23 protein-coding genes are annotated in these 26,340 nt (G+C 59.1%); 15 read left to right on the forward strand and 8 right to left on the reverse strand.

The features are described 5' to 3' along the window. The first annotated feature begins 1 nt into the window (after nucleotide 1). Nucleotides 2-457, forward strand: coding sequence for a type II toxin-antitoxin system RatA family toxin (locus G6L97_RS05370; RefSeq protein ID WP_003512897.1), 456 nt, complete (start codon nucleotides 2-4; stop codon nucleotides 455-457). Here the strand turns inward: G6L97_RS05370 and G6L97_RS05375 are convergent. Continuing rightward, the gene (locus G6L97_RS05375) at nucleotides 439-948 is read right to left on the reverse strand and encodes a CinA family protein (RefSeq protein WP_019565546.1); all 510 of its coding nucleotides are present in this window, start codon (nucleotides 946-948) and stop codon (nucleotides 439-441) included. The two genes, G6L97_RS05370 and G6L97_RS05375, sit on opposite strands and share 19 nt — an antisense overlap. After that, nucleotides 945-2,132: a bifunctional 2-C-methyl-D-erythritol 4-phosphate cytidylyltransferase/2-C-methyl-D-erythritol 2,4-cyclodiphosphate synthase gene (locus G6L97_RS05380; protein ID WP_111783091.1), complete on the reverse strand. Its 1,188-nt coding sequence runs from the start codon at nucleotides 2,130-2,132 to the stop codon at nucleotides 945-947. Before G6L97_RS05380 ends, G6L97_RS05375 begins: the two co-directional genes overlap by 4 nt. Nucleotides 2,133-2,497: 365 nt before the next feature. Between G6L97_RS05380 and dusB the strand changes: the two genes are divergently transcribed. From dusB to hflX, 8 genes are all read left to right on the forward strand, one after another. Next, nucleotides 2,498-3,424 carry a tRNA dihydrouridine synthase DusB gene (dusB, locus tag G6L97_RS05385; protein ID WP_003512902.1) on the forward strand — a complete coding sequence of 309 codons (927 nt, stop codon included), beginning with the start codon at nucleotides 2,498-2,500 and terminating at the stop codon, nucleotides 3,422-3,424. After that, nucleotides 3,421-4,569, forward strand: coding sequence for a two-component system sensor histidine kinase NtrB (locus tag G6L97_RS05390; protein WP_003512904.1), 1,149 nt, complete (start codon nucleotides 3,421-3,423; stop codon nucleotides 4,567-4,569). Before dusB ends, G6L97_RS05390 begins: the two co-directional genes overlap by 4 nt. Further along, nucleotides 4,566-6,017 (forward strand): nitrogen regulation protein NR(I), encoded by a 1,452-nt coding sequence (gene ntrC, locus G6L97_RS05395; protein WP_003512914.1) that lies wholly within the window; start codon nucleotides 4,566-4,568, stop codon nucleotides 6,015-6,017. The genes G6L97_RS05390 and ntrC overlap by 4 nt, the downstream gene beginning before the upstream one ends. Before the next feature lie 149 nt (nucleotides 6,018-6,166). Further along, nucleotides 6,167-8,428, forward strand: coding sequence for a sensor histidine kinase NtrY-like (locus G6L97_RS05400; protein WP_003512916.1), 2,262 nt, complete (start codon nucleotides 6,167-6,169; stop codon nucleotides 8,426-8,428). Beyond that, the gene (gene ntrX / locus G6L97_RS05405; protein ID WP_003512918.1) at nucleotides 8,418-9,782 is read left to right on the forward strand and encodes a nitrogen assimilation response regulator NtrX; all 1,365 of its coding nucleotides are present in this window, start codon (nucleotides 8,418-8,420) and stop codon (nucleotides 9,780-9,782) included. Before G6L97_RS05400 ends, ntrX begins: the two co-directional genes overlap by 11 nt. A 50-nt stretch (nucleotides 9,783-9,832) precedes the next feature. Continuing rightward, nucleotides 9,833-11,209 (forward strand): Trk system potassium transporter TrkA, encoded by a 1,377-nt coding sequence (gene trkA / locus G6L97_RS05410; protein WP_003512920.1) that lies wholly within the window; start codon nucleotides 9,833-9,835, stop codon nucleotides 11,207-11,209. 184 nt (nucleotides 11,210-11,393) lie between these two features. After that, nucleotides 11,394-11,636: an RNA chaperone Hfq gene (gene hfq, locus G6L97_RS05415; RefSeq protein ID WP_003496145.1), complete on the forward strand. Its 243-nt coding sequence runs from the start codon at nucleotides 11,394-11,396 to the stop codon at nucleotides 11,634-11,636. Between the two features lie 93 nt (nucleotides 11,637-11,729). Continuing rightward, nucleotides 11,730-13,169, forward strand: coding sequence for a GTPase HflX (hflX, locus tag G6L97_RS05420; protein WP_174002787.1), 1,440 nt, complete (start codon nucleotides 11,730-11,732; stop codon nucleotides 13,167-13,169). 203 nt (nucleotides 13,170-13,372) lie between these two features. On the opposite strand, the gene mazG is transcribed toward hflX, so the two are convergent. Together mazG and G6L97_RS05430 are read right to left on the reverse strand one after the other, a co-directional pair. Beyond that, a complete protein-coding gene (gene mazG, locus G6L97_RS05425) occupies nucleotides 13,373-14,218 on the reverse strand; it encodes a nucleoside triphosphate pyrophosphohydrolase (protein ID WP_111783090.1) in 846 nt (281 codons plus the stop codon). Between the two features lie 64 nt (nucleotides 14,219-14,282). Next, a complete protein-coding gene (locus G6L97_RS05430) occupies nucleotides 14,283-14,870 on the reverse strand; it encodes a deaminase (RefSeq protein WP_038490910.1) in 588 nt (195 codons plus the stop codon). Nucleotides 14,871-15,131: 261 nt separating this feature from the next. Between G6L97_RS05430 and cysG the strand changes: the two genes are divergently transcribed. From cysG to G6L97_RS05455, 5 genes are all read left to right on the forward strand, one after another. Beyond that, nucleotides 15,132-16,595 carry a siroheme synthase CysG gene (gene cysG / locus G6L97_RS05435; protein WP_111783089.1) on the forward strand — a complete coding sequence of 488 codons (1,464 nt, stop codon included), beginning with the start codon at nucleotides 15,132-15,134 and terminating at the stop codon, nucleotides 16,593-16,595. Then, on the forward strand, nucleotides 16,588-16,902 hold the full coding sequence (locus G6L97_RS05440; RefSeq protein WP_003512933.1) for a DUF2849 domain-containing protein: 315 nt from the start codon (nucleotides 16,588-16,590) through the stop codon (nucleotides 16,900-16,902). Before cysG ends, G6L97_RS05440 begins: the two co-directional genes overlap by 8 nt. A gap of 8 nt (nucleotides 16,903-16,910) precedes the next feature. Further along, nucleotides 16,911-18,581 carry a nitrite/sulfite reductase gene (locus G6L97_RS05445; RefSeq protein WP_111783088.1) on the forward strand — a complete coding sequence of 557 codons (1,671 nt, stop codon included), beginning with the start codon at nucleotides 16,911-16,913 and terminating at the stop codon, nucleotides 18,579-18,581. 10 nt (nucleotides 18,582-18,591) lie between these two features. Then, on the forward strand, nucleotides 18,592-19,098 hold the full coding sequence (locus G6L97_RS05450; RefSeq protein ID WP_111783314.1) for a DUF934 domain-containing protein: 507 nt from the start codon (nucleotides 18,592-18,594) through the stop codon (nucleotides 19,096-19,098). Nucleotides 19,099-19,244: 146 nt separating this feature from the next. Beyond that, a complete protein-coding gene (locus G6L97_RS05455) occupies nucleotides 19,245-20,057 on the forward strand; it encodes a ferredoxin--NADP reductase (RefSeq protein WP_003512938.1) in 813 nt (270 codons plus the stop codon). 60 nt (nucleotides 20,058-20,117) lie between these two features. On the opposite strand, the gene G6L97_RS05460 is transcribed toward G6L97_RS05455, so the two are convergent. After that, the gene (locus G6L97_RS05460; RefSeq protein WP_174002789.1) at nucleotides 20,118-21,458 is read right to left on the reverse strand and encodes an MFS transporter; all 1,341 of its coding nucleotides are present in this window, start codon (nucleotides 21,456-21,458) and stop codon (nucleotides 20,118-20,120) included. A 133-nt stretch (nucleotides 21,459-21,591) separates the two neighbouring features. On the opposite strand from G6L97_RS05460, the gene G6L97_RS05465 reads away from it, so the two are divergent. Continuing rightward, complete coding sequence (locus tag G6L97_RS05465) at nucleotides 21,592-22,095, forward strand: hypothetical protein (RefSeq protein WP_013636046.1); 504 nt, start codon at nucleotides 21,592-21,594, stop codon at nucleotides 22,093-22,095. A gap of 46 nt (nucleotides 22,096-22,141) precedes the next feature. Here G6L97_RS05465 and G6L97_RS05470 read toward each other — a convergent pair whose 3' ends face one another. The 3 genes from G6L97_RS05470 to gcvH all read right to left on the reverse strand — a co-directional run bounded on the left by G6L97_RS05470 (nucleotide 22,142) and on the right by gcvH (nucleotide 26,331). After that, entirely contained in the window at nucleotides 22,142-22,945 is an 804-nt protein-coding gene (locus G6L97_RS05470) for an endonuclease/exonuclease/phosphatase family protein (protein ID WP_174002791.1), read from the reverse strand. Nucleotides 22,946-23,104: 159 nt separating this feature from the next. Further along, on the reverse strand, nucleotides 23,105-25,969 hold the full coding sequence (gene gcvP / locus G6L97_RS05475; protein ID WP_174002793.1) for an aminomethyl-transferring glycine dehydrogenase: 2,865 nt from the start codon (nucleotides 25,967-25,969) through the stop codon (nucleotides 23,105-23,107). Then, nucleotides 25,969-26,331 carry a glycine cleavage system protein GcvH gene (gene gcvH, locus G6L97_RS05480; RefSeq protein ID WP_003512948.1) on the reverse strand — a complete coding sequence of 121 codons (363 nt, stop codon included), beginning with the start codon at nucleotides 26,329-26,331 and terminating at the stop codon, nucleotides 25,969-25,971. The genes gcvP and gcvH overlap by 1 nt, the downstream gene beginning before the upstream one ends. Nucleotides 26,332-26,340 lie beyond the last annotated feature (9 nt).

Below are 26,340 nucleotides of genomic sequence, written 5' to 3' on the forward strand. Positions count from 1 at the left end.
CATGCCACAGTTCGAAACGCATCGCCTTGTAAAACACTCGCCCGACCGCATGTACGACCTCGTCGCCGATGTGGAGAAGTATCCGCAGTTTCTGCCGCTTTGCGAAGCGCTGGTCATCCGCTCGCGCAAGGAGCGGGACGGCAAGACTCTGCTGGTGGCTGATATGACGGTGGGCTACAAGGCCATTCGCGAGACCTTCACCACGCAGGTGCTGCTGAACCCGGCAGAGCGCGCTATCGACGTGAAATATATCGACGGCCCGTTCAAATATCTCGACAATCGCTGGCGTTTTGAAGCCTCCGCAGAGGGCGGCTCGGCCATTCATTTTTTCATCGAGTATGAATTCAAGAACCGGCTGCTCGGTGCGGTCATGGGATCGATGTTCGACAGGGCCTTCCGCATGTTCGCCGAAGCCTTCGAGACCCGCGCCGATAAAATCTACGCGGACCCGGCCTGATTCAGGGTAATCAGCATCTCGAGCGCCGTCCTGACGGTCGCAAGACGGATTTCCGTTCGCCCGATCTCTCCGTAGTGCATTTCATGGTGCAGGATTTTACCGCTGCGCGCCCTGGCGGCCAGATGCACCAGCCCCACCGGTTTTTCAACCGAACCTCCGCCCGGACCGGCAATGCCGGTCACGGCTACGGCAAAATCCGCCCGGGAACGAAATAGCGCGCCATGCGCCATTTGCAGCGCGGTCTGTCGGGATACGGCGCCGAAATTCGCCAGCGTCTCAGTTCCAACCCCAAGCATGTCCATCTTGGCCTGGTTTGTGTAGGTGACGAAGCCGCGATCGACGACGGCAGAAGAGCCGGCGATTTCCGTCAGCGAACCAGCAATCAGGCCGCCCGTACAGCTTTCCGCCGTCGAGACCATGAAGCCGCCGGCGGTAAAGTCAGAAATGATCCGCCGCGCCAGTTCTTCTATATCCGCAGGAAACAGGCTCATAGCGGTCTGCCCTTGTAGACCACAGTGGCAGTGGCAATCGCAGCAATACCTTCGCGGCGGCCGACGAAGCCGATCGTCTCGTTGGTGGTCGCCTTGACCGAGCAGCGCTCCAGCGCGATGCAGAGAATGTCGGAAAGCGCCTCACGCATGGCCTGCCGATGCGGTCCGATGCGCGGCGCTTCGGCAATCAGCGAGACATCGGCATTCATGATCGTGCCGCCATTGCCGCGGACTACCTTGGCCGCGTGTTCGAGGAAGATGCGCGAAGCGGCACCCTTCCATTGCGGATCGGAAGGCGGGAAGTGATCGCCTATGTCGCCAGCGCCGCAGGTGGCGAGCAGGGCATCCGTCAGCGCATGCAGCGCCACATCGGCATCCGAATGGCCTTTGAGTTTCTGGTCGTGTTCGATGAAGACGCCGCACAGCGTCACACCGTCTCCTGCTTCCAGCTGGTGCACGTCGTAACCATTGCCGGTGCGCACGTCAGGCAGTCCGTAGGAGAGCTTTTCATCGGCCATGGCGATATCCCGCTTGAGAGTGAGTTTCACATTGTCGACCGAGCCTTCGGTCAGCGTCACAGGCAGACTTGCCCATTCAGCGATCGAGGCGTCATCGGTAAAGTCGGTTTTTCCAGATGTGGCAGCAGCGCGATGCGCGGCGAGGATTTCGCCATAGCCGAAGCTTTGCGGTGTCTGCGCCGCATAAAGGCCCTGCCTTGAAACCGTCTCCGCGACGGAATCGCCTGCGCCACGCTTCAGCGTATCAGTGACGGGCAGGGCAGGCAGAACGCCGACAGCGCCCGCCTTGTGCAGCGCCACGATGCGTTCCAGCATGTCCACGGCGATGAAAGGCCGCACGGCATCGTGGATCATCACATGTGTGAGGTCTTGCGCGGCCAGCGCTTCCAGACCAGCGAGCACCGATTGCTGCCGGGTTGCGCCGCCCGTGACGGTGACGATCCGCTCTCCGGCATTCAGCCGTTCAAGGATTGGTGACAGGAGTGCCGCATCGTCGGCATGGATAACGACCACGATAGGCGATGTGTCTGCCCAGGCAAGAAAGGTCGACAACGTATGCTCGATCACGGCCTTGCCACCGATCGGGCGATATTGTTTCGGCCCTTCCTCGGGGGAGCCGGCTCTTTCTCCGCGTCCTGCGGCGACAACGACGATGCCGAGTTTCATAGTACTTTCCTGCATTGGTCTTATGCTTTGTGCGCAACCCTTAATGGTTGACAGTCCTGCTCTAGCGTTTCAAAACCCGAATGGCCAGCCCGATAAGCCGCCCACCCGCACCCACATGCCGCAGGATCGGTCATCCCGTTTGTTCAAACCTGCACAAATTGCCGCCGCCAGCAAAACAGGCAGGCAGGCCACGCGCAAATAAAAGGTGCAACCCTGTAAAAGTGCTTGGCAACTGCGCAAACACTGTCTAAAAATAATGCATATAACTCTTCTGCACGAAAGATCATCACTTGCCCCTTCCGGAGTTGTCAGTCCCGTTCAGCATCGGCTCAGTCGCGATCCGTAATCGCGCAGTGCTGGCGCCTATGTCGGGCGTGACAGATTTGCCTTTCCGTCAGCTCGCCTGGCGTTACGGCGCGGGCCTTGTGGTGACTGAAATGGTCGCAAGCCGGGAACTTGTCGCCAATCGTGGGGAATCCTGGGCGCGGCTGAAAAATGCCGGGATGGTTCCGCATATGGTGCAGCTCGCCGGACGCGAAGCGCATTTTATGGCGGAAGCGGCAAAAATTGCGGCTGACAATGGCGCTGGCATCATCGACATCAATATGGGTTGTCCGGCCAAGAAGGTGACGGGCGGTTACTCCGGTTCGGCCTTGATGCGGGATCCTGATCATGCGCTGTCGTTGATCGAGGCGACCGTCGGCGCGGTCGATGTGCCCGTGACGCTGAAGATGCGGCTCGGCTGGGATGAAAACACCATCAATGCACCTGAAATTGCTCGCCGCGCTCAAGCCGCTGGCATCCAGCTCATTACCATTCACGGCCGCACCCGCATGCAGTTTTACGAAGGACGGGCGAACTGGGATGCCATTCGCGCCGTGCGCGAGGTGATTTCCGTGCCGCTGATTGCCAATGGCGATGTCGAGACCGCCGAAGATGCGCGTGAAATCCTCAGCCGTTCCGGCGCGGATGCCGTTATGGTCGGTCGCGGTGCACAGGGTCAACCCTGGCTGCCGGCGGTACTGGCCGGACACGCAGCGCCGCAACGCGCCGATATTGCCGATATCGCCGTCGAACATTACGACATGATGCTCGAATTTTATGGAAGGGAAGCCGGTCTTCGGCATGCCCGCAAACATCTGGGCTGGTATCTCGACCGTTTCGCGACGGAGATCGCCACCACCGACAAGGCTAAAATCATGACATCGCGTGATACGGGGGAAGTGGCTGATCTGCTGCGCTCCGCCCTTTGCGACAATGCGGGCGAAGAAGCCGCAAGGAAGGCCGCATGAGCGCTGATAAACACAGCCCGGCAGATGCGAACCCGCTCGCCATGGCGGTTCTGAACGCGGTGCAGAATCCCGTTATTCTGGTGGATGCCGAAGGTTTCATCGCTTTTGCCAATTGGGAAGCAGAAGCTTTTTTCGGGGCCAGCGCCTCCCATCTCGCCCGCTACCGCGTCTCCACCTTCATTCCCTTCGGCAGTCCGCTGCTTGCGCTGATCGATCAGGTGCGGGAACGCCGCGCGCCGGTAAATGAATATCGGGTCGATCTGAGCTCCCCCCGGCTTGGACAGGACAAGCTCGTCGATCTCTATGTCGCGCCTGTTGTCAGCGAGCCGGGGTCTGTTGTCGTCGTCTTCCAGGAACGGTCGATGGCTGACAAGATCGACCGGCAATTGACCCATCGGGCTGCTGCACGCTCTGTCACCGGCCTTGCCTCGATGCTGGCGCATGAGATTAAGAACCCGCTTTCGGGCATTCGTGGTGCCGCGCAGCTTCTCGAGACATCGGTTGCCGATGAGGACCGTGCGCTGACGCGGCTGATCTGCGACGAGACCGATCGTATCGTCTCGCTGGTTGACCGCATGGAAGTGTTCTCCGACGAGCGTCCGGTGGACCGCGTGCCAGTCAACATCCATTCGGTGCTCGACCATGTGAAGGCCATAGCCAAGGCTGGCTTTGCCCGCAACATCAAGATTTCCGAGAATTATGATCCATCGCTGCCGGCGGTCTATGCCAATCGCGACCAGCTGGTGCAGGTCTTTCTCAATCTGGTGAAAAATGCGGCGGAAGCCGTCGGGAATCAGTCGGAGGGCGAGATCGTGCTGACGACGGCATATCGTCCCGGCATGCGCATGTCCGTGGCCGGCAGCCGCGAACGCATCTCGCTGCCGCTTGAGTTTTGCGTGCATGACAATGGGCCGGGAGTGCCGGCCGATCTCCTGCCGCATCTCTTCGACCCCTTCATTACCACCAAGACGAATGGTTCGGGCCTGGGTCTGGCGCTTGTCGCCAAACTGATCGGCGCCCATGGCGGCATTGTCGAATGCGACAGCCAGAACCATCGCACGACTTTCCGCGTATTGATGCCCGTCTCGCCTGAAGTGGCGCTGGACGACCGCATCTTGCCGAACTCGACAGGAAATGACAGATGACAGCTACTATCCTCGTCGCCGATGATGATGCCGCGATCCGCACCGTGCTTAATCAGGCGCTCAGCCGTGCCGGTTACGATGTGCGCATCACGTCCAATGCCGCAACGCTCTGGCGCTGGGTTTCTGCCGGCGAGGGCGATCTGGTCGTTACCGATGTCGTGATGCCCGATGAAAACGCCTTCGATCTGCTTCCGCGCATCAAGAAGGCCCGCCCCGACCTGCCGGTTCTGGTGATGAGTGCCCAAAACACTTTCATGACCGCGATCAAGGCCTCGGAAAAGGGCGCTTACGATTACCTGCCCAAGCCCTTCGACCTGACGGAGCTGATTGCCATCATCGGCCGCGCCCTGTCGGAGCCGAAGCGCAAGCCCGCCAAACTGGACGACGATATGCAGGACGGCATGCCGCTCGTCGGCCGCTCGGCCGCCATGCAGGAAATCTACCGGGTTCTCGCCCGCCTGATGCAGACCGACCTGACGCTGATGATTACCGGCGAATCCGGCACCGGCAAGGAACTGGTGGCGCGCGCGCTGCATGATTACGGCAAGCGCCGCAACGGCCCCTTCGTCGCCATCAACATGGCGGCAATCCCGCGTGATCTGATCGAATCCGAACTGTTCGGCCATGAGAAGGGCGCCTTCACCGGCGCGCAGAACCGCTCGACCGGCCGTTTCGAACAGGCCGAGGGCGGCACGCTGTTTCTCGACGAAATCGGCGATATGCCAATGGACGCCCAGACGCGGCTGCTGCGCGTATTGCAGCAGGGCGAATATACGACGGTCGGCGGACGCACGCCGATCAGGACCGATGTTCGCATCGTCGCCGCCACCAACAAGGACCTGAAGCAGTCGATCAACCAGGGCCTTTTCCGCGAAGACCTCTATTACCGCCTGAACGTCGTGCCGCTGCGGCTGCCGCCGCTGCGCGACCGCGCTGAGGATATTCCCGATCTTGTGCGCCATTTCATCCAGACGGGTGAAAAGGAGGGGCTGGAAGGAAAACGCTTCGAGACCGAGGCGCTGGAAGTCATGAAGGCCTATGCCTGGCCCGGCAACGTGCGCGAACTCGAAAACCTGATCCGTCGCCTGATGGCGCTTTATCCGCAGGAAGTCATCACCCGCGAGATCATCGAGCAGGAATTGCAGTCGGATGTTCCAGACAGCCCGCTCGACAAGATGGCGGTCCGGACCGGCTCATTGACCATTTCGCAGGCGGTCGAGGAAAACATGCGGGATTATTTCGCAAGTTTCGGCGAAGGCCTGCCGCCGCCGGGTCTCTACGACCGTGTTCTGCGCGAACTGGAATATCCGCTCATTCTCGCTGCCCTGACGGCGACGCGCGGTAACCAGATCAAGGCTGCCGATCTTCTTGGCCTCAACCGCAATACGCTGCGCAAGAAGATTCGCGAGCTTGGCGTTTCCGTGTATCGCAGCTCCCGGCCCAGCTGAGAATGTTGACAAGGCCGCGGTTGTCGTTGCATTTTCGCCACATTGTGTTGCTTGGAAAACACTAGGATGGAGAGAGATTCGCCGGCACGAGGCGGATTCGCCCATTTTCATGAATGTGGTGCTGGCTAGCCAGCGATTGGGAGAAATGCATGCGGAAACCCGCCGCCGAAAAAGCCGTTGCCGAAGACGCAGCGGGAATGGTGGTAGCCGATCGCAGGATGTCTTTCGCTCTGCCGGGGCTGGTGCTTGCCGGTGTCGCCCTTGTTTGCGCCATACTGACACTTTTCGTGCTTCTGGGCGTAACACCGATTGCGCCGACATCGAATGTCGTCATCGCCTCGGTCGTCATCAATTCGGTCTTTGTGATCGGATTGATCTTTCTCATCGGTCGGGAAATCAACCGCCTGCTGAAAGCGCGGAAAAAGGGCAGGGCGGCGGCACGATTGCATGTGCGCATCGTCGTGCTGTTTTCCATCGTTGCGATTACACCGGCCGTTCTCGTCGCCATCTTCGCCAGTCTGACGCTGAATGTCGGTCTCGACCGCTGGTTTGCGCTACGTACCCAGTCGATCGTCGATTCCTCCAGCAATATCGCCCAGGCCTATATGATGGAGAATGCCGGTTATCTTCAGGGACAGACCCTGTCGATGGCTACCGACCTCGACCGCAATCGCGCGCTCTTTTATCTCGACCGCACCGGCTTCGTCGATCTCATGACCCGTCAGGCCAAGGGCCGTGGTCTTCTCGGCGCATTCCTGGTGCAGGAAGACGGCGACGCCGTCGCGCAAGCCGATATCAAGACGGAAAAGCCGCTTCCGGCCATTCCGCACGATGCGCTTGAAAAGGCCGCCGCTGGTCAGCCAACCCTTATTCCGCCTGGTATCACCAATCTCGTCGGCGCCATCATCAAGCTCGAGGGCATCAGCGGTACGTTTCTTTACACCGTGCGTGCCGTCGATCCCAAGGTAATGGGCGCGATGCGGCTGATGGAAGAGAACCGCGCCGAATACAAGGCGATGGAGGCCGGCCGTGCGCCGTTGCAGATTGCGTTTGCAATCCTCTATCTCGGTTTCGCGCTGATCGTACTTCTGGCGGCGATCTGGACCGCGATTGCGGTAGCCGACCGTATCGTGCGTCCTATCCGTCTCCTCATCAGCGCCGCAGACAGTGTCGCCACCGGAAACATGCATGTGCTGGTTCCCGTTCGCGCCATCGATGGCGACGTTGGCCGCCTGTCGCGCACCTTCAACAAGATGGTCTCGGAACTGCGTAGCCAACAGGAACAGATCATTGAAGCGAAAGACGACATCGATGATCGCCGCCGCTTCATCGAGGCCGTATTGTCGGGCGTTACCGCGGCCGTTATCGGCATTGATGAAAACCGCAGGATCACCATCGTCAATCCTTCGGCTGAAGAATTCGTAGCGCTTTCCTCCGACCAGCTGATCGGTGCGCAACTATCTGATATCGCGCCTGAAATCGAAGAGGTCGTGACCGAGGCCAACACTTGGTCGCGCGGCAATTTCCGCAAGCAGATCAACATCATGCGGCGCGGCACCGAACGGACGCTCAATGTGCAGGTGACCCGTGAGGATGCACGCGACAGCCGCGACAGCTACGTCATCACGCTCGACGATATCACCGATCTCGTCATTGCCCAGCGCTCGACCGCCTGGTCCGACGTCGCGCGGCGTATTGCGCATGAGATCAAGAATCCTCTGACACCTATCCAGCTTTCCGCCGAGCGCATCAAACGCCGCTTCGGCAAGCAGATCGACGAGAACGATCGCGCCATCTTTGACCAGTGTACGGACACCATCGTCCGGCAGGTTGGTGACATCGGCCGGATGGTGGATGAATTCTCGGCCTTTGCGCGCATGCCGAAGCCCACGAAGGAAAAGTCGGACCTGCGTTCGATCTTGAAGGACGCGGCATTCCTGCGCGAAATAAGCGCCGCCGACACGAAATTCTCGACGGAATTTGGCGATGTCCCGCTGGAGGGCATGTTCGATGCCCGCATGCTGGGACAGGCGTTCGGCAATCTCATCAAGAATGCAACGGAAGCGATCGAAGCGGTGGAAGGCGAAAAGCGGCCAGGTAAAATCCTGGTGCGCGCATCCTTCGACGAGGCCAATTCGCGGTTCGTGGCTGACATCATCGACAATGGCAGAGGCTTGCCCGTCGAGAACCGTCACCGCATTCTCGAACCCTATATGACGATGCGGGACAAGGGCACGGGCCTCGGCCTCGCCATCGTCAAGAAAATCATCGAAGAGCATGGCGGGTATCTGGAACTCCACGATGCCCCGCCGGAGTTCGACCATGGCCACGGTGCCATGATCAGAGTGCTGCTGCCCTATATCGAGGCGGTCGGCGGCAAAAATAACAAGGAAGCAGCATATGGCGTCTGATATTCTGGTCGTGGATGACGAGGCGGACATTCGCGAAATCGTAGCGGGTATTCTTTCCGATGAAGGCCACGAGACGCGCATGGCGTTCGACAGCGACAGCGCGCTGGCCGCCATTTCCGAACGCGTTCCGCGTCTCATCTTTCTCGACATCTGGATGCAGGGGTCGAAGCTCGACGGTCTGGCCCTGCTGGACGAGATCAAGAGCCGCCATCCCGATATCCCTGTTGTGATGATTTCCGGTCACGGCAACATCGAAACCGCCGTCAACGCCATCAAGCGCGGCGCGTTCGATTTCATTGAGAAGCCGTTCAAGGCAGACCGCCTGATCCTGATTGCCGAACGCGCGCTGGAGAACTCCAAGCTGAAGCGGGAGGTGCAGGAACTCAAGAAGCGCACTGGCGATGCGGTTGAACTCGTCGGCGCGTCGCTTGCGGTTTCCCAACTTCGCCAGACCATTGACCGCGTGGCGCCCACCAACAGCCGCATCATGATTCTCGGCCCCTCCGGTTCCGGAAAGGAGCTGGTGGCGCGCATGGTGCACAAGAAATCCTCGCGTGCTACAGGACCTTTCGTTGCGCTGAACGCTGCGACCATCACGCCGGACCGCATGGAAATCGCCTTGTTCGGCACGGAAGGCCTGCCCGGGCAGCCGCGCAAGGTGGGCGCTCTGGAAGAGGCCCATCGCGGTGTTCTCTATCTCGATGAAGTCGGCGAGATGCCGCGCGAAACGCAGAACAAGATCCTGCGCGTGCTGGTCGATCAGCAGTTCGAGCGCGTTGGTGGCGGCAAGCGGGTAAAGGTGGATGTGCGCATCATCTCCTCAACCGCCCATCACCTCGAAAGCCTGATCGCCGAAGGCCAGTTCCGCGAAGATCTCTACCATCGCCTCGCCGTGGTGCCGGTGAAGGTGCCGGCGCTGTCCGAGCGGCGTGAGGATATTCCTTTCCTCGTAGACATGTTCATGCGGCAGATTTCCGAACAGGCCGGTATCCGCCCGCGCAAGATCGGCGATGACGCCATGGCCGTTCTCCAGACGCATGACTGGCCGGGTAACATTCGCCAGCTCCGCAACAATATCGAGCGGCTGATGATTCTGGCACGCCCCGAAGGCGGTGAGGCACCAATCTCGGCAGACATGTTGCCGGCGGATATTGGCGACATGCTGCCGAAGATTTCGGCGCAAGGCGATCAGCACATCATGACACTGCCGTTGCGCGAAGCACGTGAAATGTTCGAGCGGGACTATCTGGTCGCCCAAATCAACCGTTTCGGCGGCAATATTTCACGAACGGCGGAATTTGTCGGCATGGAAAGATCGGCACTGCATCGCAAACTGAAATCTCTCGGCGTATAAGAGACGAAGGCCCAAGTCGTCGTAATCGATTATTCCGTCAGAGAGACAGCATGAAAGTCATCATTTGCGGCGCAGGGCAGGTGGGTTACGGCATTGCCGAACAACTGTCGCGCGAGGATAATGAAGTATCGGTCATCGATACCTCCGCGACCCTCATTACCGCCATTACAGAGACGCTGGATGTGCGCGGTTATGTCGGCCATGGCGCCCATCCCGACATGCTGGCAAAGGCGGGTGCGGACCAGGCCGACATGATCATCGCCGTGACCCTGCATGACGAGATCAATATCGTCGCCTGCGAGGTTGCGCATGCGCTGTTCAGCGTTCCGACCAAAATCGCCCGCATCCGCGACCAAAGCTATCTCAAACCGGAATATGCCGATCTGTTCAGCCGCGAAAACATGTCGATCGACGTGACGATTTCGCCTGAAGTCGAAGTCGGCAAGATGGTACTCAGGCGCATCGCCTTTCCGGGTGCCACCGATGTCGTGCGTTTCGCCGACGACACGGTCTTCATGCTGGCAATCGAGTGCATGGAGGACTGCCCGGTCATCAACACGCCGCTGCAGCAGCTTTCCAACCTCTTTCCGGACCTTATCGCAACCGTGGTGGGTGTCTACCGGAACGGCATCCTCAAGGTCGCGCACTCCTCGGAGCAGCTGCGCGTCGGCGACCTCGCTTATGTCATCTGTCAGCGCCAGCACGCACGCCGCACCCTTGGCCTCTTCGGCCATGAGGAGCAGGAGGCGCAGCGCATCGTCATTGCGGGCGCCGGCAATATTGGCCACTTCGTCGCGCAGAAGATCGAGGAGTTGCAGCCTAAGACGCGGGTAAAGATCATCGAGGCGGATCGCGACAGGGCTATTGCCGCATCGGAACAGCTCAGCAACACCATTGTCATGCATGGTTCGGCGCTGGACCAGAAGATTTTGCTGCAGGCCGATATTCAGGATGCGGATCTGATCGTGACGCTCACCAACAGCGATCAGACCAATATACTGGCGGCGGTGATGGCCAAGCAGCTTGGCTGCAAATCCAACCTTGCATTGTTGAACAGCTCGTCCTTTCACGAGGTTGCGGATTCACTCGGTCTCGACGCCTATATCAATCCCCGGGCCGTTACCATTTCGCGCGTTCTCCAGCATGTGCGCAAGGGCCGTATCCGGTCGGTTTATGCCGTTCAGCGCGGCTCGGCGGAGGTAATCGAGGCAGAGGCGCTGGAGACTTCGCCGCTGGTCGGCCAGTCCTTCCGTGACATCGATATGCCTGATGGCGTGCGCATCGGCGCGATCTATCGCGACGGTGTGGTGATCCGCCCGGACGGCAGCACGAAGATCAAGGCGAAGGACCGCGTCGTGCTGTTTGCATCTGCCGATGCGGTGCGCGACGTGGAACAGCTTTTCCGGGTTTCGATACAATATTTCTGACTGTTTCGAATCGAAAAAGCAGGTCAATACTCGTACTCATTCGGCTGTTTTCGCCGTTGCGGAACAGGACACGATTTGATACCAGAGTTGCAGGTCGGCCAAGCGGGGGACTAGACTCGGCCGGCTTATTATTGATTGATTATTTTCCGGTATCCCTGCCGGCAAAAAAGAAAGAAGCGGCGCCATGGCGGAACGTTCTCAAAACCTTCAGGATCTTTTCCTCAATACCGTTCGTAAGCAAAAGATTTCGCTCACGATTTTCCTGATCAACGGCGTCAAGCTGACGGGCGTTGTCACTTCCTTCGATAATTTCTGCGTGCTTCTGCGCCGTGACGGTCACTCGCAGCTTGTTTACAAGCATGCGATCTCCACCATCATGCCCGGCCAGCCGATGCAGATGTTCGAGAGCGAAGAAGGCGCAGCCTGATCAGGCTCCCTCAACGGTATCTTCGATATAAGCTGACCTGAACCGGGAACATTTCCGGTTCAATCAGGTTAATCCAGATAGTCGTCCGCACGGATGCGGTCGGCTGCAAATTCATTTCTTGATAAGGCTGAACCCATTACGACGCGCGACACCTCGAACGAATCGATCATCCCCGAACAGGAAAAGCACCGCGACGACATGCGTGCGGTGGTCATCGTGCCTGTCCTCAAGCAGCAGCGCGAAAGCCGTGATGCGGTGGCGGGTCCGGTTTCTCCTGTACGGTCCGTTGAGGCCAAGCTTGAGGAAGCAAAGGGGCTGGCGCTCGCCATTGATCTTGAGGTGACGCAAGGTCTTGTCGTGCCGGTCAACCAGCCGCGTCCGGCGACTTTGTTTGGAACCGGCAAGATCGAGGAAATCGGCCATCTTCTGGATGAAACCAATTCCGGTCTGGTGATCGTCGATCATCCTTTGACCCCGGTGCAGCAGCGCAATCTTGAAAAGCAGTGGAATGCCAAGGTCATCGACAGGACGGGCCTGATCCTCGAAATCTTCGGCCGCCGTGCCTCCACCAAGGAAGGCACGTTGCAGGTCGATCTTGCGCATCTGAACTATCAGAAGGGCCGCCTCGTCAGAAGCTGGACCCACCTTGAACGCCAGCGTGGTGGCGCGGGCTTCATGGGCGGTCCGGGTGAAACGCAGATCGAGGCCGACCGTCGGCTGCTGCAGGATCGCATCGTCAAGCTCGAGCGCGAGCTGGAGCAGGTCGTGCGCACCCGCCAGCTTCACCGCGCCAAGCGCCGCAAGGTGCCGCACCCGATCGTGGCGCTGGTCGGTTATACCAATGCCGGCAAGTCCACCCTCTTCAATCGCATTACCGGTGCTGGCGTTCTGGCGGAAGACATGCTGTTCGCAACGCTCGATCCGACCTTGCGCCGCATGAAGCTGCCGCATGGCCGCACGGTTATCCTGTCCGATACCGTCGGTTTCATCTCCGATCTGCCGACGCATCTCGTCGCCGCTTTCCGCGCAACGCTGGAAGAGGTGCTGGAAGCCGATCTTATTTTGCACGTGCGCGACATGTCCGATCCGGATAATGCCGCCCAGTCGGCCGATGTGCTGCGCATTCTTGGCGATCTCGGCATCGACGAAAAGGAAGCCGAAAAGCGCATCATCGAGGTCTGGAACAAGGTCGATCGTCTCGAACCCGAAGCGCATGACGCCATCATTGAACGTGCCGAGGGCCGCTCCGATATTCGTGCCGTTTCGGCGGTCACGGGCGAGGGCGTAGATGCCCTGATGGACGAGATTTCCGGCCGTCTGTCAGGTGTCCTGACGGAAACGACTGTAGTCCTCTCCGTCGAGCAATTGCCGCTGATCTCATGGGTCTACAGCAACTCCATCGTGGATAGCCGCGAAGACAATGAGGACGGTTCTGTTTCCCTTGATGTGCGCCTGTCGGAAGCGCAGGCCACCGAGCTGGAACGGAAGCTTGGAAAGGCAACCATCCGCGAGCGGGAAGACTGGGAGCAGTAAACGCTCCGAGAACGATTGCGGTATATTCCCTTATACTCAACGTCATCCTTGGGCTTGTCCCAAGGATCTAGACACACAGATACAATCAGGATGTCGCAGATGCTCGGGGCAGGCCCGAGCATGATGCACAGGAGAGGTTTTAGGTTTTCGTCACCACTGTCGAAAGCACCGGGCGCTCTGAATTTTTCGGCATATCCGGGTGATCAGGACGAAACCATATCCAGCGAGCGTTCTATGCGCTTTGCCGCCTGCCACAGGTCTTCCATTCTCTCAAGGCTCGCTTCCTGAAGCGTTTCGCCATTTTCGGTGAGCGACGTCTCGATGTGATTGAAACGCCTGCGGAATTTCGTATTGGTGCCGCGCAGCGCGTCTTCCGGATCGGCTTTGACATGGCGGCCGATATTGACCAGCGCGAAGATGAGATCGCCAAGTTCATCAGAGACCTTCTCCGGCTTTCCCTCCGCCAGCGCTTCACGCAGTTCGGCGATTTCCTCCTCGATCTTGTCGAGAATGGGGGCTGGATCCGACCAATCGAAACCGACACGCGCAGCCTGTTCCTGCAACTTCAGAGCCTCGGTCAGAGCCGGCTGGCTACGCTGCACACTGCCTAAAAAGCCGGCCTTGAAATCCTCGGTGATACCGCGGCGGGCGCGGCGTTCCGCACGCTCGCGCTTTTCCTCGGCCTTGATCTGGTCCCATTGCAGCTTGACGCTGTCAGGCGTATTGGCGGCGGAAACGGCAAAGACGTGCGGATGGCGGCGGATCATTTTGGACGTCACGGCCTCAACCACGTCACCAAAGGCGAATTCGCCCCGTTCCTCGGCGATGCGGGCATGGAAAACCACCTGCAGCAACAGGTCGCCCAGTTCTTCGCAAAGATCGTCCATATCCCTGCGCTCGATGGCGTCGGCAACCTCATAAGCCTCTTCGATGGTGTAAGGCTTGATCGTCTCGAAGGTCTGGACGACATCCCAGGGGCAGCCGGTTTCCGGCTGGCGCAGGGCTTCCATGATCTCGATCAGGCGGGAAATATCCTTCGAGGCTTCCATAGTCTTTCAAACCTTCGTTCTTTATTTTCATACATATCCAGGCGGAAAACCGTCTAGAAATGCTCTAGTTCAGCGGAATATCGTTGCCGCTCTTCGATGACTGATAGCTGGTGGAAAGCTCGTCATAGGCAGCCTTGATGCGGGCCGTCTGCGCCTTCAGCTCGGTCTTCAGCGGATCGTCTTCGCTCTCCACCAGATCGGCAATGAAGAAAGAGTTCCAGAAGGCGTTGCTGCGGCGATACCCGCCCGGCTCCAGCCCGAAAACTTCCTTGAGGATTTTCAGGTCGTGCGGAATGGCGAAAGCGTCGCGCGAATCCTCGTGGCTGAAAAAGGAGTAGAAATTGTCGAAGCCGGCCCAGGTGATGGCGGACATGCACATGGTGCAGGGTTCATGGGTGGAAAGGAAAATCAATTCCTTGGTGTTCGGCTTCTCACCCAGCTCGTAAAACCGCTTAAGCGCGTGCACTTCGCCATGCCAGAGCGGGTTTTCCAGCTCGTTATTCGTCTCCGCGATCACCAGCGACAGGTCGGATTTACGCAGGATCGCCGCACCGAAAACCTTGTTGCCGAGGCTGACGCCGCGCGCCGTCAGGGGCAGGATATCGTGTTCGATGACATCGAGAAGACGGGCGGCGATGGTCGAGCTGGTCAAGGGTCTTATCCTTCGTACCGCCTCAGGGGGAAGCGGTTTTGCATGGAGATATCGACGAAAATAGTCCCTTCTTGTTCGGCGCGAGGGCCTGGTTTGTCAAGGGATTCTCATGGGATTTCGAGGCGTTCGACAGGGTTGATAAAGGTGCGCCGGTTAGTTTTCCTCAAAAACAGGGGTGTTCGAGAAATAAAAATCCAGGTGTCGGAAAGGCTTGAATTTCTGTTTCTTCAATCTTGCGCCGCAATGCGGGATAAATGCCCGATGCACAACGAACATGATTTTTCCGCTTCTGGCGATCGCCTTTCGACCTTCCCCGCGTTCTTCCGGGTTGAGGGACGGCAGGTCGCTGTTTTCGGCAATGGTGACGAGGCCTTTGCGAAGGTAAGGCTGCTTGCCAATACCAATGCACATATCATTGCTTATGCCGACCAGCCGGAAGCAGATTTTGCGCGCTATATCAGCGAAAACGGCATCGATCATCGGGCTTTGGGTTTCGCAAGCCAGCTGATTGAAGGCGTGACGCTGGTTTTTGCCGCCACTGGGGACGAGGTACTGGACCGTGAGATCGTTTTGGCTGCGCGCGCCAAGAAAATCCCCGCCAATGCGGTGGATCAGCCGGAGTTCTGCGATTTCTTCACGCCGGCACTCGTCGCCCGCGCACCCGTCGCCATAGCCATTGGCACCGAAGGCGCCGGCCCGGTTCTTGCCCAGATGATCCGCGCACGTATCGATCAGATGCTGTCTCCGTCGCTGGGCAAGCTTGCGCGTCTCGCCGTGCAATATCGTGACGCCGCCGAGCAGAATGTTCCCAAGGGCGCGTTGCGGCGCAATTTCTGGCGCCGGTTCTTTTCCGGTGCTGTCGCAGATGCCGTCGCTCTCGGCGATACATCATCCGCCCGCCATGCCGCTGACCGTTTGCTGCAATCGCCCGAGCGCAGCGAAGGCCGCGTCTGGCTTGTGGGCGCTGGTCCCGGTGCTGAAGATTTGCTGACGCTGCGCGCGCAGCGCGTGCTGATGGAAGCGGATGTGATCGTCTATGATGCGCTAGTGCCGCAGGCAATCGTTGACATGGGGCGCCGCGACGCCGAGCGGCTGTCCGTCGGCAAACGCAAGGGCTGCCACAGCAAGTCGCAGGATGAGATCAACCGCCTGCTGGTGCGTCTTGGTAAAGACGGCAAGCGCGTCGTGCGCCTCAAATCCGGTGATCCGCTGGTCTATGGCCGGGCGGGAGAGGAAATGGCGGCGCTGCGCGATGCCGGTATCGGTTACGAGATCGTTCCGGGCATTACCTCCGCCTTCGCCGCTGCTGCGGATTTCGAATTGCCCTTGACGCTGCGCGGTGTCGCTTCGTCGCTGATTTTCACCACCGGCCACGATCTGACCGGCGATGTCCTGCCGGACTGGGCGCGGCTTGCCGTCTCCGGCGCTACCATTGCTGTCTATATGGGCCGCAGCGTTGCCGCGTCGGTCGCGACGAGGCTGATAGAGGCAGGTCTCGGCGTGGAAACGACCGTAGCCGTTATCGAAAATGCCAGCCGCGCGGATCGCCGCCTGCTGCATGGCACTTTGAACGATCTGCCCGACCTCGAACATCGCGACGAACTGACCGGTCCGGTCATGGTCATTATCGGCGATGCGGTGGCGGGCGCCAATTTTGACAGGTCCGAGGCGCTCGCGCTTGTTGCGCGGCCAGCGAACCTTAAAAGGGAGTATGCAAATGGCTGACAAGGTTTTGACCGCCAACCGCCTGGGCGATGGGATCGCTGTATGGCTCGATGCCAATGGCGAATGGACGGAGAACCTGCAGGACGCAATCGTCGCCCGCCACGCAGAGGCCGTCGCTTCGTTCGAGGAAATCGGCAAGCGGGATTTTTCCGCCAACAAGGTCGTTGACGTGAATGTCATCGACGTGGTGGAGGAGAATGGCAAGCTTTGGCCGACGCGGCTTCGTGAGCGCATTCGCGCCGCTGGCCCGACCATGCACTATGCCAACGGCTTCAAGCCGGCCGATGCAGCATTCATCGCAGTCTGAGGAAGAATATGTACCGTTACGACGAGTTCGATCACGCATTTGTTGAAGGCCGCGTGGCACAGTTTCGCGATCAGGTCGAGCGCCGGTTGTCCGGCGAGCTTGCTGAGGACGCGTTCAAGCCGCTGCGCCTTATGAACGGTGTCTATCTCCAGCTCCATGCCTATATGCTGCGCGTCGCCATTCCTTACGGCACGCTGAATTCGCAGCAGATGCGGATGCTGGCCCATATCGCCCGCAAATATGACCGGGGTTACGGCCACTTCACCACCCGCCAGAACATTCAGTACAACTGGCCGCGCCTGTCCGACACGCCCGATATCCTCTCCGAACTGGCAAGCGTGGAAATGCATGCGCTGCAGACCTCGGGTAACTGCATTCGCAACGTGACCGCCGACCATTTCGCGGGCGCCGCCGCAGACGAGGTCGCCGATCCGCGTCCTTATGCGGAAATCCTGCGTCAATGGTCTTCCGTGCATCCGGAGTTCTCGTTCCTGCCGCGCAAGTTCAAAATCGCTGTAACGGGCGCCGAGCGCGACCGCGCCGCGATTCAGGTTCACGATATCGGCCTGCATCTGAAAAAGAACGACAAGGGCGAGATCGGTTTTGCCGTCTATGTCGGCGGCGGGCAGGGCCGTACGCCGATGATCGCCAAGAAGATCCGCGACTTCCTGCCGGAAGAAGACCTGCTGTCCTATACCACGGCCGTCATGCGCGTTTATAACCTGCACGGCCGCCGCGACAACAAGTACAAGGCGCGTATCAAGATCCTCGTGCATGAAACCGGCGCAGAAGAACTGGCCCGCCAGGTCGAGGTCGAATTCGCGGAGCTGAAAAACACGGAATTGAAGCTGCCGGATGCCGATATTGCCGCCATCACCGCCTATTTCGCACCGCCGGCACTGAAGGACCGTCCTGAAGGCTGGGAGAGCCTGGCGCGCTGGAAGCGGGCGGATGAAGGTTTTGCCCGTTTTGTCGAGCAGAACGTCCAGCCGCATAAGCATCCGGACTACGGCATGGTGACGATTTCCCTGAAGCCGATTGGCGGCATTCCCGGCGATGCGACCGACGAGCAGATGGAACTCGTCGCCGATATCGCCGCCGAATACGCGTTTGACGAAATCCGCATCAGCCACGAGCAGAACATCATCCTGCCGCATGTGGCACTGGCCGATCTCGAGCCGATCTATCGCGCACTTGTAGGAGCTGGACTGGCGACTGCCAATGCCGGGCTGATCACCGATATCATTGCCTGTCCCGGGCTGGACTATTGCGCGCTTGCCAATGCGCGCTCCATTCCGGTGGCGCAGGAAATCTCCACCCGTTTTGGCGCGCCGGAACGTCAGGCGGAAATCGGCGAGCTTAAGATCAAGATATCCGGCTGCATCAATGCCTGCGGCCACCACCATGTCGGCCATATCGGCCTTCTGGGTGTTGAGAAGAAGGGTGCGGAACTCTACCAGATCACGCTTGGCGGATCGGGTGATGAAAACACCTCGATTGGTGAGATCATTGGCCGTGGTTTCGAGCCGGAAAAAGTCACCGACGCGGTGGAAACTATCGTCGACACCTATCTGGGCTTGCGTCTTTCGAAGGAAGAAACCTTCCTCGAAGCCTATCGCCGCGTCGGACCGCAGCCGTTCAAGGATGCGCTCTACGGTTCCGCCGCTGAAGCCGCCTGAGGAGATTGCCATGACGAAAATCTGGAACCGCGACGGCTTCGTGGAAAACGATCCCTGGGTGATCGAAACGGAAGAGGTGAAGGCAACTGCCGAGCAGAAACCGGTGCTGTCGCTCGCTGATTTCCTTGTCCGTGCGGCTGAAAGCAATGATGTCGGCCTCGGCGTTCTGATTGCGCCTTCCGACGATGTCACCCGGCTCGAGCCCTATCTCGACCGCATCGACCTTGTCGCCGTCAGCTTCCCGGCCTTCAATGACGGGCGGGGTTTCAGCCATGCCTCGTTGCTGCGCAGCCGTCTTGATTTTGCCGGTGAGGTGAGGGCGGTTGGCGATGTTTTGATCGACCAGGTGCCGCTGATGCTGCGCACCGGCTTTACCAGCTTTGCGGTGACGAACGAGACGGCGATCCGCCGCCTGTCCGAAAATCGCCTGCCGGAAATCCCGGTCTATTACCAGCCGACGGCCCTTCCGGCCAACGGTGGAGAGGCCTATAGCTGGCGCCGCCGTGCGGCCCAATGACGCGCTGTGCGGAAATATGAGTTTTAGATGCATATTTTCTGCGCGCATGGCAGTATTGATATTCTCATGCCTTCAAACCGCGGCAAAAATGGTATAATTGCCCGGTCGAAGAATGTCGCTTATCGAATGAATGGACGGAACCTGAAATGAACGCGCCAGCCAAGACGGAAGATTTCGCGATCAAGATACCTGATGGTGTTTACGCCGAGACAGTTTTGTCGGTGGAGCACTATACGGATCACCTGTTCCGTTTCCGCATGACGCGTCCGGCCGGCTTCCGCTTCCGCTCCGGCGAATTCGCCATGATCGGCCTGATGGTCGGCGAAAAGCCGATCTACCGCGCTTATTCCATCGCCAGCCCTGCCTGGGACGAGGAACTCGAATTCTTCTCGATCAAGGTTCCGGATGGCCCGTTGACCTCGCATCTTCAGGCGATCAAGCCCGGTGATACCGTGCTTATGCGCAAGAAGCCGACAGGAACTCTGGTTCTGGATGCCCTGACACCAGGCAGACGGCTCTATATGTTCTCGACCGGCACCGGCATTGCACCTTTCGCAAGCCTGATCCGCGATCCAGAGACCTATGAAAAGTTCGAAGAGGTCATCCTCACCCATACCTGCCGCGATGTGGCCGAACTGAAATACGGTTTCGATCTGGTCGAGGAAATCAGGAACCATGAATTCCTGAACGAGATCGTCGGCGACAAGCTCAAGCACTATGCGACTGTCACGCGCGAGGATTATCCCTTCAAGGGCCGCATCACCTCGCTGATTGAGAACGGCAAGCTGTTTGCGGATCTGGGTGTTCCCGCACTCGATCCCGCGATCGATCGCGGCATGATCTGCGGTTCTTCGGCCATGCTGAAGGACACGAAGGAGCTTCTTGAAAAGGCCGGCCTTAACGAAGGTGCGAACAACAAGCCTGCCGAGTTCGTCATCGAGCGCGCTTTCGTCGGATAACCGACATTTGCGCAAGTTGGATGAAGGAGGCCGTGAGGCCTCCTTTTTTATTTGTACGGTTTACTGAGGCAGTACTTCGTCGGCCTGCTTCGGGGCGATCTCGTTTCGGTAGATGAAGAAGAGAGCGATGGCGATGGCCGATATGCCGCCGCCGACCAAGTGCGAAAGGGCGTAACCGCCTTTGGTTACCAGCCAGCCGGCAACAACGTTGCTGAGGGACGCAACAATGCCTTGCACCATCATGACGCTTGCAAGGCCGACATTGAACCGGCCGGTTCCCTTGAGAATGCGTTCGGCGGCCACAGGCGTCACGATGCCCAGAAGGCCTGCACCGATACCGTCAAGCAGCTGTACCGGAAAGATTACCCAGAAATCCGTGAAGGCGGATGCCAGCAGACCGCGGATAGGCAGGGCGGCAAGCGCGATCAGGAACACCGTCGCAAGACCGAAGCGACGGATCAGCCACGGCGCCAGGGCCGCAACGAAGATCATGGCGAATTGCGCGACGCCAGTAATGATCGCTGTCGTGCGGAATGGTGTCTGCAGTTCGATGGCGAAATTCTGCGCGATAAGCCGCCCCATCGGCGCGTTGCCGAAGTGGAAGATAAGAAGAATGATCGCGAGGAATATCAGACCGCGTTCGTGAAGCAGCACATTGATGCCTGAAGGTCCCGGTTCGCCCTTGTCTTCGCCAAGGCCTCGCGCCACCTTGTGGTCGATCCTGTCGGGGTCGATGGCGGCGGCGGCAACAAGTGCGCCGGCAGCCGTCAGAAGCATCAGTCCGATGACGCCATGCAGGCCGAAGAAGGAAACGGCAACGTAAGTGGCGAAGAGCGATGCGAAATTGCCGCCATGGTTCCAGAATTCGTTTCGCGATATCTGACGGGAGAACAGGCGTTCACCGACCAGACCAAGCGTCAGTCCGGCCAGAGCCGGTCCAACGACCGCGCCGACAACCGCAGTCATGATCTGGCCGGTCCAGACGATCCACGCATCGGGAAAGATCAGCGTAATCAGCGCGCCGACGGTGACGAGAACGACGGGGATGGCAATCAACGTTCTTTTCCACGTCGTGCCGTCCACCAACGCGCCGCAGAGCGGTGTGGCAAGCAGACCGACAAGGCCACCGACCGTGGCAATCATCCCCAGCGAAAGCGATGACCAGCCCTGTGTCGCCAAAAATGCGTCCAGGAACGGCCCTAGCCCGTCGCGGGCATCGGCCAGAAAGAAATTAAGCGCCGCAAGGGCAAAAAGCGTGCGGTCTGACATACCACCGCTGCGAGGCAGACCGCCGGAGGGGAGGCTGCCGCGCGGTGCCAAAACGCCGATCGTCGTCATGAAATATGCTCCGAAAAATATGCGGTAGGTGATCAGAAATTGATCGACGCTGGCGAGAAACATCTATGCCTGCATTTGGTTGCATCGGCACGATAGAAACATGAGCCTCTCGAATTTTTTGACAGTTGCTAAATAAACCGGAGGAACGTTTGACGGTGCAAGCGAGTTAGTCTTCGTGAAAAATTGGATACGCGCCATGAAAACGACGGCTATCACGAGTTTATTTTTTGCAGGGCTGCTCGGTGTGCAGCCGGCATTAGCGGACGAACGCGAATTCCTCTCGTCGCTGAAAGGCACATGGGCGGGTAAGGGAACCGTGATCACCCGCATTGGCACGCCGCCAATCAACGTCAATTGTACGCTGAATTCCAAAGCGGGGACCTCGTCGCTCAATATGTCCGGCACATGCCGTGGCCTTCTAGTGGTCAGGCGCGCAATTGCAGCCGACCTGTCGGAGAAAGGTGGACGTTACAGCGGCGCTTACACCGGACCCTCCGGCCGACCGTCTGCCCTTTCCGGTACGCGGCAGGGAAATGCAATCAATCTGACGGTTCGCTGGAACCGCGACATCAACGGCGACCGCGTCGCAGCCATGACAATCGAAAAAGTCGGGCAAAACGGCCTGCGGCTTCGCACCACCGACAAGGACGGCAGGACCGGCAAGACGGTGGTGACGAGCGATATCCGGCTCGTGCGCTGACCAAACCGTGAGATGAAGACAACGACCGATAAGGCGGCTTAAGCCTCTAGCTGAATTCGAGCAGCAAGGGGCAATGATCCGAGACTTCTGGCTGTCTCACCACATCGAAATGATCGACCTGCACAACTGGGTTGACCAGCATGTAATCTGCAAAACGGTTTTGTTTGGCATAATGCGAGGTGCACGTGTCTGTGAAACCACGTGTCGTGACGAGTTCGATGAGATCCAGTTCCTTCAATACCGTGAAGGTGTCGCTCTCAGGCAGAACATTAAAATCGCCGCACACGATGATCCGGTCACCATCCTCCGCGATGTCTTTGACGAGTTTCACGAGGCGTTTTGCCTGCATCAGACGGGCGGGAATATCGTGTTTACCGTTGGGGTCACGCAGCCCATGCATATGGGCGATGACGGCTGGCTGGCCGGTCGTGAAGTCGAAAACCCTGACAGCATGGCCCGTGCGCGAACGCGGGTGATCTCCGTATCCATTCGCAGAAAAGCAGCCGTGCACAAAACCTTGAGCCTGCGCAACAATCGCGATGGATTTACGCACGAAAGTCGCCAGCCCCCATTGAGAGGGATATCGTGTCTCCCCGTGCCAGAGGTCACCCTGTGACGCCGGGCAAAAGATTGCCAGATGATCGGGTAGGGCTTCTTCGACATCGCGAAGAAAGTTCGCCCTTTGCGGCAGATCCCTACCGTCATCGCGATAGCTCAGCCAGTCCTCTTCGGCTGCCGGTGTATGCACCACTTCCTGCAAACATAGAATGTCGGGATCGGACGCGGAGATATAGGGAACAAGCTCGTCATGGAGCTTTCCGCCCCAACCATTCAGGCAAATCAAACGCATTCAAACTCCATCACCGCTTAAATTGCAGCATCCGGTTTAGCATGGAACGGGTTACGATCAATCGCATGTGACGTGGTCGCCCGGTCTTGGGGCTTGTGTCCGGAACGAAAAAGGCCCGGATCGCTCCGGGCCTTCATAAGTTCGTTCGTACCGATGCCTTTATTCGGCGGCCTCGGCATAAGCCTCCATCGGCGGGCAGGTGCAGATGAGGTTGCGGTCGCCATAGACATTGTCAATGCGGTTTACCGGCGACCAGTATTTGTCGATGCGGAAGGCGCCGGGCGGGAAGCAACCCTGTTCGCGGCTGTAAGGACGATCCCACTCGCCGACGAGATCTTCCACCGTGTGCGGCGCGTTCTTCAGCGGATTGTTGGTCTTGTCCGCACGGCCTTCCTCGATGTCGCGGGCTTCCTCGCGGATCGCCAGCATGGCATCGCAGAAACGGTCGATTTCCGCCTTGGTCTCGGATTCCGTTGGCTCGATCATCAGCGTGCCGGCAACCGGCCAGCTCATGGTCGGCGCATGGAAACCGCAGTCGACGAGGCGCTTTGCAACGTCGTCCACCGTCACGCCGCAGCTGTCTGCCAGCGGGCGGGTGTCGATGATGCACTCATGCGCCACTCGTCCCGTTTCGGACTTGTAGAGCACGTCGTAAGCGCCCTTCAGCCGTTCGGCGATGTAGTTGGCGTTGAGGATCGCAACCTTGGTCGCCTGCGTCAGCCCTTCGCCGCCCATCATCAGGCAGTAGCTCCAGGAAATCGGCAGGATCGACGGCGAGCCGAAGGGGGCAGCCGAAACCGCACCTTCACGACCGTCCGTCGTCGGATGGCCGGGAAGATAGGGAGCAAGATGCGCCTTGACGCCGATCGGCCCCATGCCCGGACCGCCGCCGCCATGCGGGATGCAAAAGGTCTTGTGCAGGTTGAGGTGGCTGACGTCGGAACCGATATCGCCGGGACGGGCAAGACCAACCATGGCGTTCATGTTGGCGCCGTCGAGATAGACCTGACCACCGTGTTTATGGGTGATCTCGCAAATCTCGCGAACCGTCTCCTCAAACACGCCATGGGTGGACGGATAGGTGATCATGCAGCACGAGAGGTTTTCCGCATACTGCTCTGCTTTTGCTCGGAAATCGTCGATATCAATATCGCCATTTTCCCGCACTTTCACCGGCACCACTTTCATGCCGACCATCTGCGCGGAGGCTGGATTGGTGCCGTGCGCCGAGGTTGGAATGAGGCAAACGTCGCGATGTGCGCCGCCATTGGCGATGTGGTAGTTGCGGATGGTCAGGAGCCCCGCATATTCCCCTTGAGCGCCGGAATTCGGCTGCATGGAGAAGGCGTCGTAACCGGTGACCGAGCACAGCTTTTCCGAGAGGTCATCGATCATCTCCTTGTAGCCGAGCGCCTGATTGGCCGGCACGAAGGGATGGATGTCGGAAAATTCCGGCCATGTTATGGGCAGCATTTCCGCAGTTGCGTTCAGTTTCATGGTGCAGGAACCGAGCGGGATCATCGAGCGGTCGAGCGCGAGATCACGGTCCGAAAGACGGCGGATGTAACGGGTCATCTCGCTTTCGGCACGGTTCATGTGGAAGATCGGATGCGTCATGTACTGGCTGGTGCGCAGCAGTTCCTTCGGCAGGCGATATTCCAACTCGAAATCCGAGATCGAGAAATTGCCGCCGAATGCGCGCCAGACCGCCTCAAGCGTCGCGGGACGCGTGCGCTCGTCAAGGCTCATGCCGATCTTGGTCGCGCCGACCTTGCGCAGGTTCACACCTTCCGCAACGGCCGAGCGCAGGATGACGCCCTGCATATGGCCGACTTCGACGGTGATGGTGTCGAAGAAGGTTTCCGGCTCGATGACGTAGCCAAGCTTCTCCAGGCCCTTGGCCATCAAAACGGCTTTCTGGTGGGTCTGCTGGGCAATCGCCTTGATGCCCTGCGGGCCATGGAAAACGCCATACATCGACGCCATGACTGCAAGCAGCACCTGCGCGGTGCAGATGTTGGAGGTAGCCTTCTCGCGGCGGATATGCTGCTCGCGGGTCTGCAGCGACAGACGATAGGCGCGATTGCCGCGCGCATCGACTGAGACGCCGACCAGACGGCCAGGCATGGAGCGCTTATGTGCATCCTTGACGGACATGTAAGCCGCATGCGGACCACCATAGCCGACCGGAACGCCGAAACGCTGCGAGGTGCCGATGGCGATATCCGCACCCATTTCACCGGGTGACTTCAACAGCGTCAGCGCCAGAAGATCGGCGGCAACGGCAGCGATGGCACCCGTCTGGTGCAGGCGGGAAATCAGGCCCGAGAAATCGCTGACATGACCGTGGGTGCCCGGATACTGGAAGATCGCGCCGAACACGTCGACAGGATCGAGATCGGTAAAGGGATTACCAACGATCACCTTCCAGCCGAGTGGCGCCGCACGTGTCTCGATCAGCGCGATGGTCTGCGGATGGCAATTGGCATCGACGAAGAAGGCGGTTGCCTTGGACTTCGCGACGCGCTGGCACATCGCCATGGCTTCGGCAGCGGCGGTCGCTTCATCAAGCAGCGATGCATTGGCGACATCGAGGCCGGTCAGATCGCAGACCATGGTCTGGTAGTTCAGCAGCGCCTCAAGACGGCCCTGGCTGATTTCTGGCTGGTAAGGCGTATAGGCGGTGTACCAGGCCGGGTTTTCCAGAATGTTGCGCTGGATCACGGGCGGGGTGATTGTACCGTAATAGCCCTGGCCGATCAGCGAGGTCAGCACCTGGTTCTTGTTGGCCGTTTCGCGCAGGCGGTCGAGCGCCTCGCGTTCGGTCAGCGCTGCACCCCAGGTCAGCGGCACCTTCTGGCGGATGGGGGAGGGAACGGTGGCGTCGATCAGGGCATCGAGGCTCTTGTAGCCGATGACCTTCAGCATCTCCGCCATTTCCGACGGCGACGGCCCGATGTGACGCCGGTTGGCGAAATCATAGGGCTGATAGTCGGTGAAATGGAATTCCGTGGGCGTCGTCATTACGCGATCAGCTCCTTGTAGGCTGCCTCGTCGAGCAGCGTATCGGCATCCGCGGCGTTGGAGAGCTTCAGCTTGAAGAACCAGCCGGCACCCTGCGGATCGGAATTGACCAGCGAGGGATCGTCGACGATGGCCTGGTTGATTTCCACCACTTCGCCATCCAGCGGACAATAGACATCGGAAGCCGCCTTGACGGATTCAACGGTCGCCGCGTCGCCATTCTTGGAGAAGGTGGCGCCCACTTCCGGCAATTCGACGAAGACGAGGTCGCCAAGCTGTTCAGCGGCGTGGCTGGTAATGCCAACGGTGGCGATATCGCCTTCGAACTTCAGCCATTCGTGTTCTGCGGTAAATTTCAGCATCGTATTCTC

This window comes from Agrobacterium tumefaciens (assembly GCF_013318015.2).
GTDB lineage: Bacteria > Pseudomonadota > Alphaproteobacteria > Rhizobiales > Rhizobiaceae > Agrobacterium > Agrobacterium tumefaciens.

What these genes read in the sequence shown, in the direction of transcription:
- G6L97_RS05370 (WP_003512897.1), top strand. Translation starts at nt 2, where the DNA reads ATGCCACAGTTCGAAACGCATCGCCTTGTAAAACACTCGCCCGACCGC.
- G6L97_RS05375 (WP_019565546.1), bottom strand. Translation starts at nt 948, where the DNA reads ATGAGCCTGTTTCCTGCGGATATAGAAGAACTGGCGCGGCGGATCATT.
- G6L97_RS05380 (WP_111783091.1), bottom strand. Translation starts at nt 2,132, where the DNA reads ATGAAACTCGGCATCGTCGTTGTCGCCGCAGGACGCGGAGAAAGAGCC.
- dusB (WP_003512902.1), top strand. Translation starts at nt 2,498, where the DNA reads ATGTCGGGCGTGACAGATTTGCCTTTCCGTCAGCTCGCCTGGCGTTAC.
- G6L97_RS05390 (WP_003512904.1), top strand. Translation starts at nt 3,421, where the DNA reads ATGAGCGCTGATAAACACAGCCCGGCAGATGCGAACCCGCTCGCCATG.
- ntrC (WP_003512914.1), top strand. Translation starts at nt 4,566, where the DNA reads ATGACAGCTACTATCCTCGTCGCCGATGATGATGCCGCGATCCGCACC.
- G6L97_RS05400 (WP_003512916.1), top strand. Translation starts at nt 6,167, where the DNA reads ATGCGGAAACCCGCCGCCGAAAAAGCCGTTGCCGAAGACGCAGCGGGA.
- ntrX (WP_003512918.1), top strand. Translation starts at nt 8,418, where the DNA reads ATGGCGTCTGATATTCTGGTCGTGGATGACGAGGCGGACATTCGCGAA.
- trkA (WP_003512920.1), top strand. Translation starts at nt 9,833, where the DNA reads ATGAAAGTCATCATTTGCGGCGCAGGGCAGGTGGGTTACGGCATTGCC.
- hfq (WP_003496145.1), top strand. Translation starts at nt 11,394, where the DNA reads ATGGCGGAACGTTCTCAAAACCTTCAGGATCTTTTCCTCAATACCGTT.
- hflX (WP_174002787.1), top strand. Translation starts at nt 11,730, where the DNA reads ATGCGGTCGGCTGCAAATTCATTTCTTGATAAGGCTGAACCCATTACG.
- mazG (WP_111783090.1), bottom strand. Translation starts at nt 14,218, where the DNA reads ATGGAAGCCTCGAAGGATATTTCCCGCCTGATCGAGATCATGGAAGCC.
- cysG (WP_111783089.1), top strand. Translation starts at nt 15,132, where the DNA reads ATGCACAACGAACATGATTTTTCCGCTTCTGGCGATCGCCTTTCGACC.
- G6L97_RS05440 (WP_003512933.1), top strand. Translation starts at nt 16,588, where the DNA reads ATGGCTGACAAGGTTTTGACCGCCAACCGCCTGGGCGATGGGATCGCT.
- G6L97_RS05445 (WP_111783088.1), top strand. Translation starts at nt 16,911, where the DNA reads ATGTACCGTTACGACGAGTTCGATCACGCATTTGTTGAAGGCCGCGTG.
- G6L97_RS05450 (WP_111783314.1), top strand. Translation starts at nt 18,592, where the DNA reads ATGACGAAAATCTGGAACCGCGACGGCTTCGTGGAAAACGATCCCTGG.
- G6L97_RS05455 (WP_003512938.1), top strand. Translation starts at nt 19,245, where the DNA reads ATGAACGCGCCAGCCAAGACGGAAGATTTCGCGATCAAGATACCTGAT.
- G6L97_RS05460 (WP_174002789.1), bottom strand. Translation starts at nt 21,458, where the DNA reads ATGTTTCTCGCCAGCGTCGATCAATTTCTGATCACCTACCGCATATTT.
- G6L97_RS05465 (WP_013636046.1), top strand. Translation starts at nt 21,592, where the DNA reads ATGAAAACGACGGCTATCACGAGTTTATTTTTTGCAGGGCTGCTCGGT.
- G6L97_RS05470 (WP_174002791.1), bottom strand. Translation starts at nt 22,945, where the DNA reads ATGCGTTTGATTTGCCTGAATGGTTGGGGCGGAAAGCTCCATGACGAG.
- gcvP (WP_174002793.1), bottom strand. Translation starts at nt 25,969, where the DNA reads ATGACGACGCCCACGGAATTCCATTTCACCGACTATCAGCCCTATGAT.
- gcvH (WP_003512948.1), bottom strand. Translation starts at nt 26,331, where the DNA reads ATGCTGAAATTTACCGCAGAACACGAATGGCTGAAGTTCGAAGGCGAT.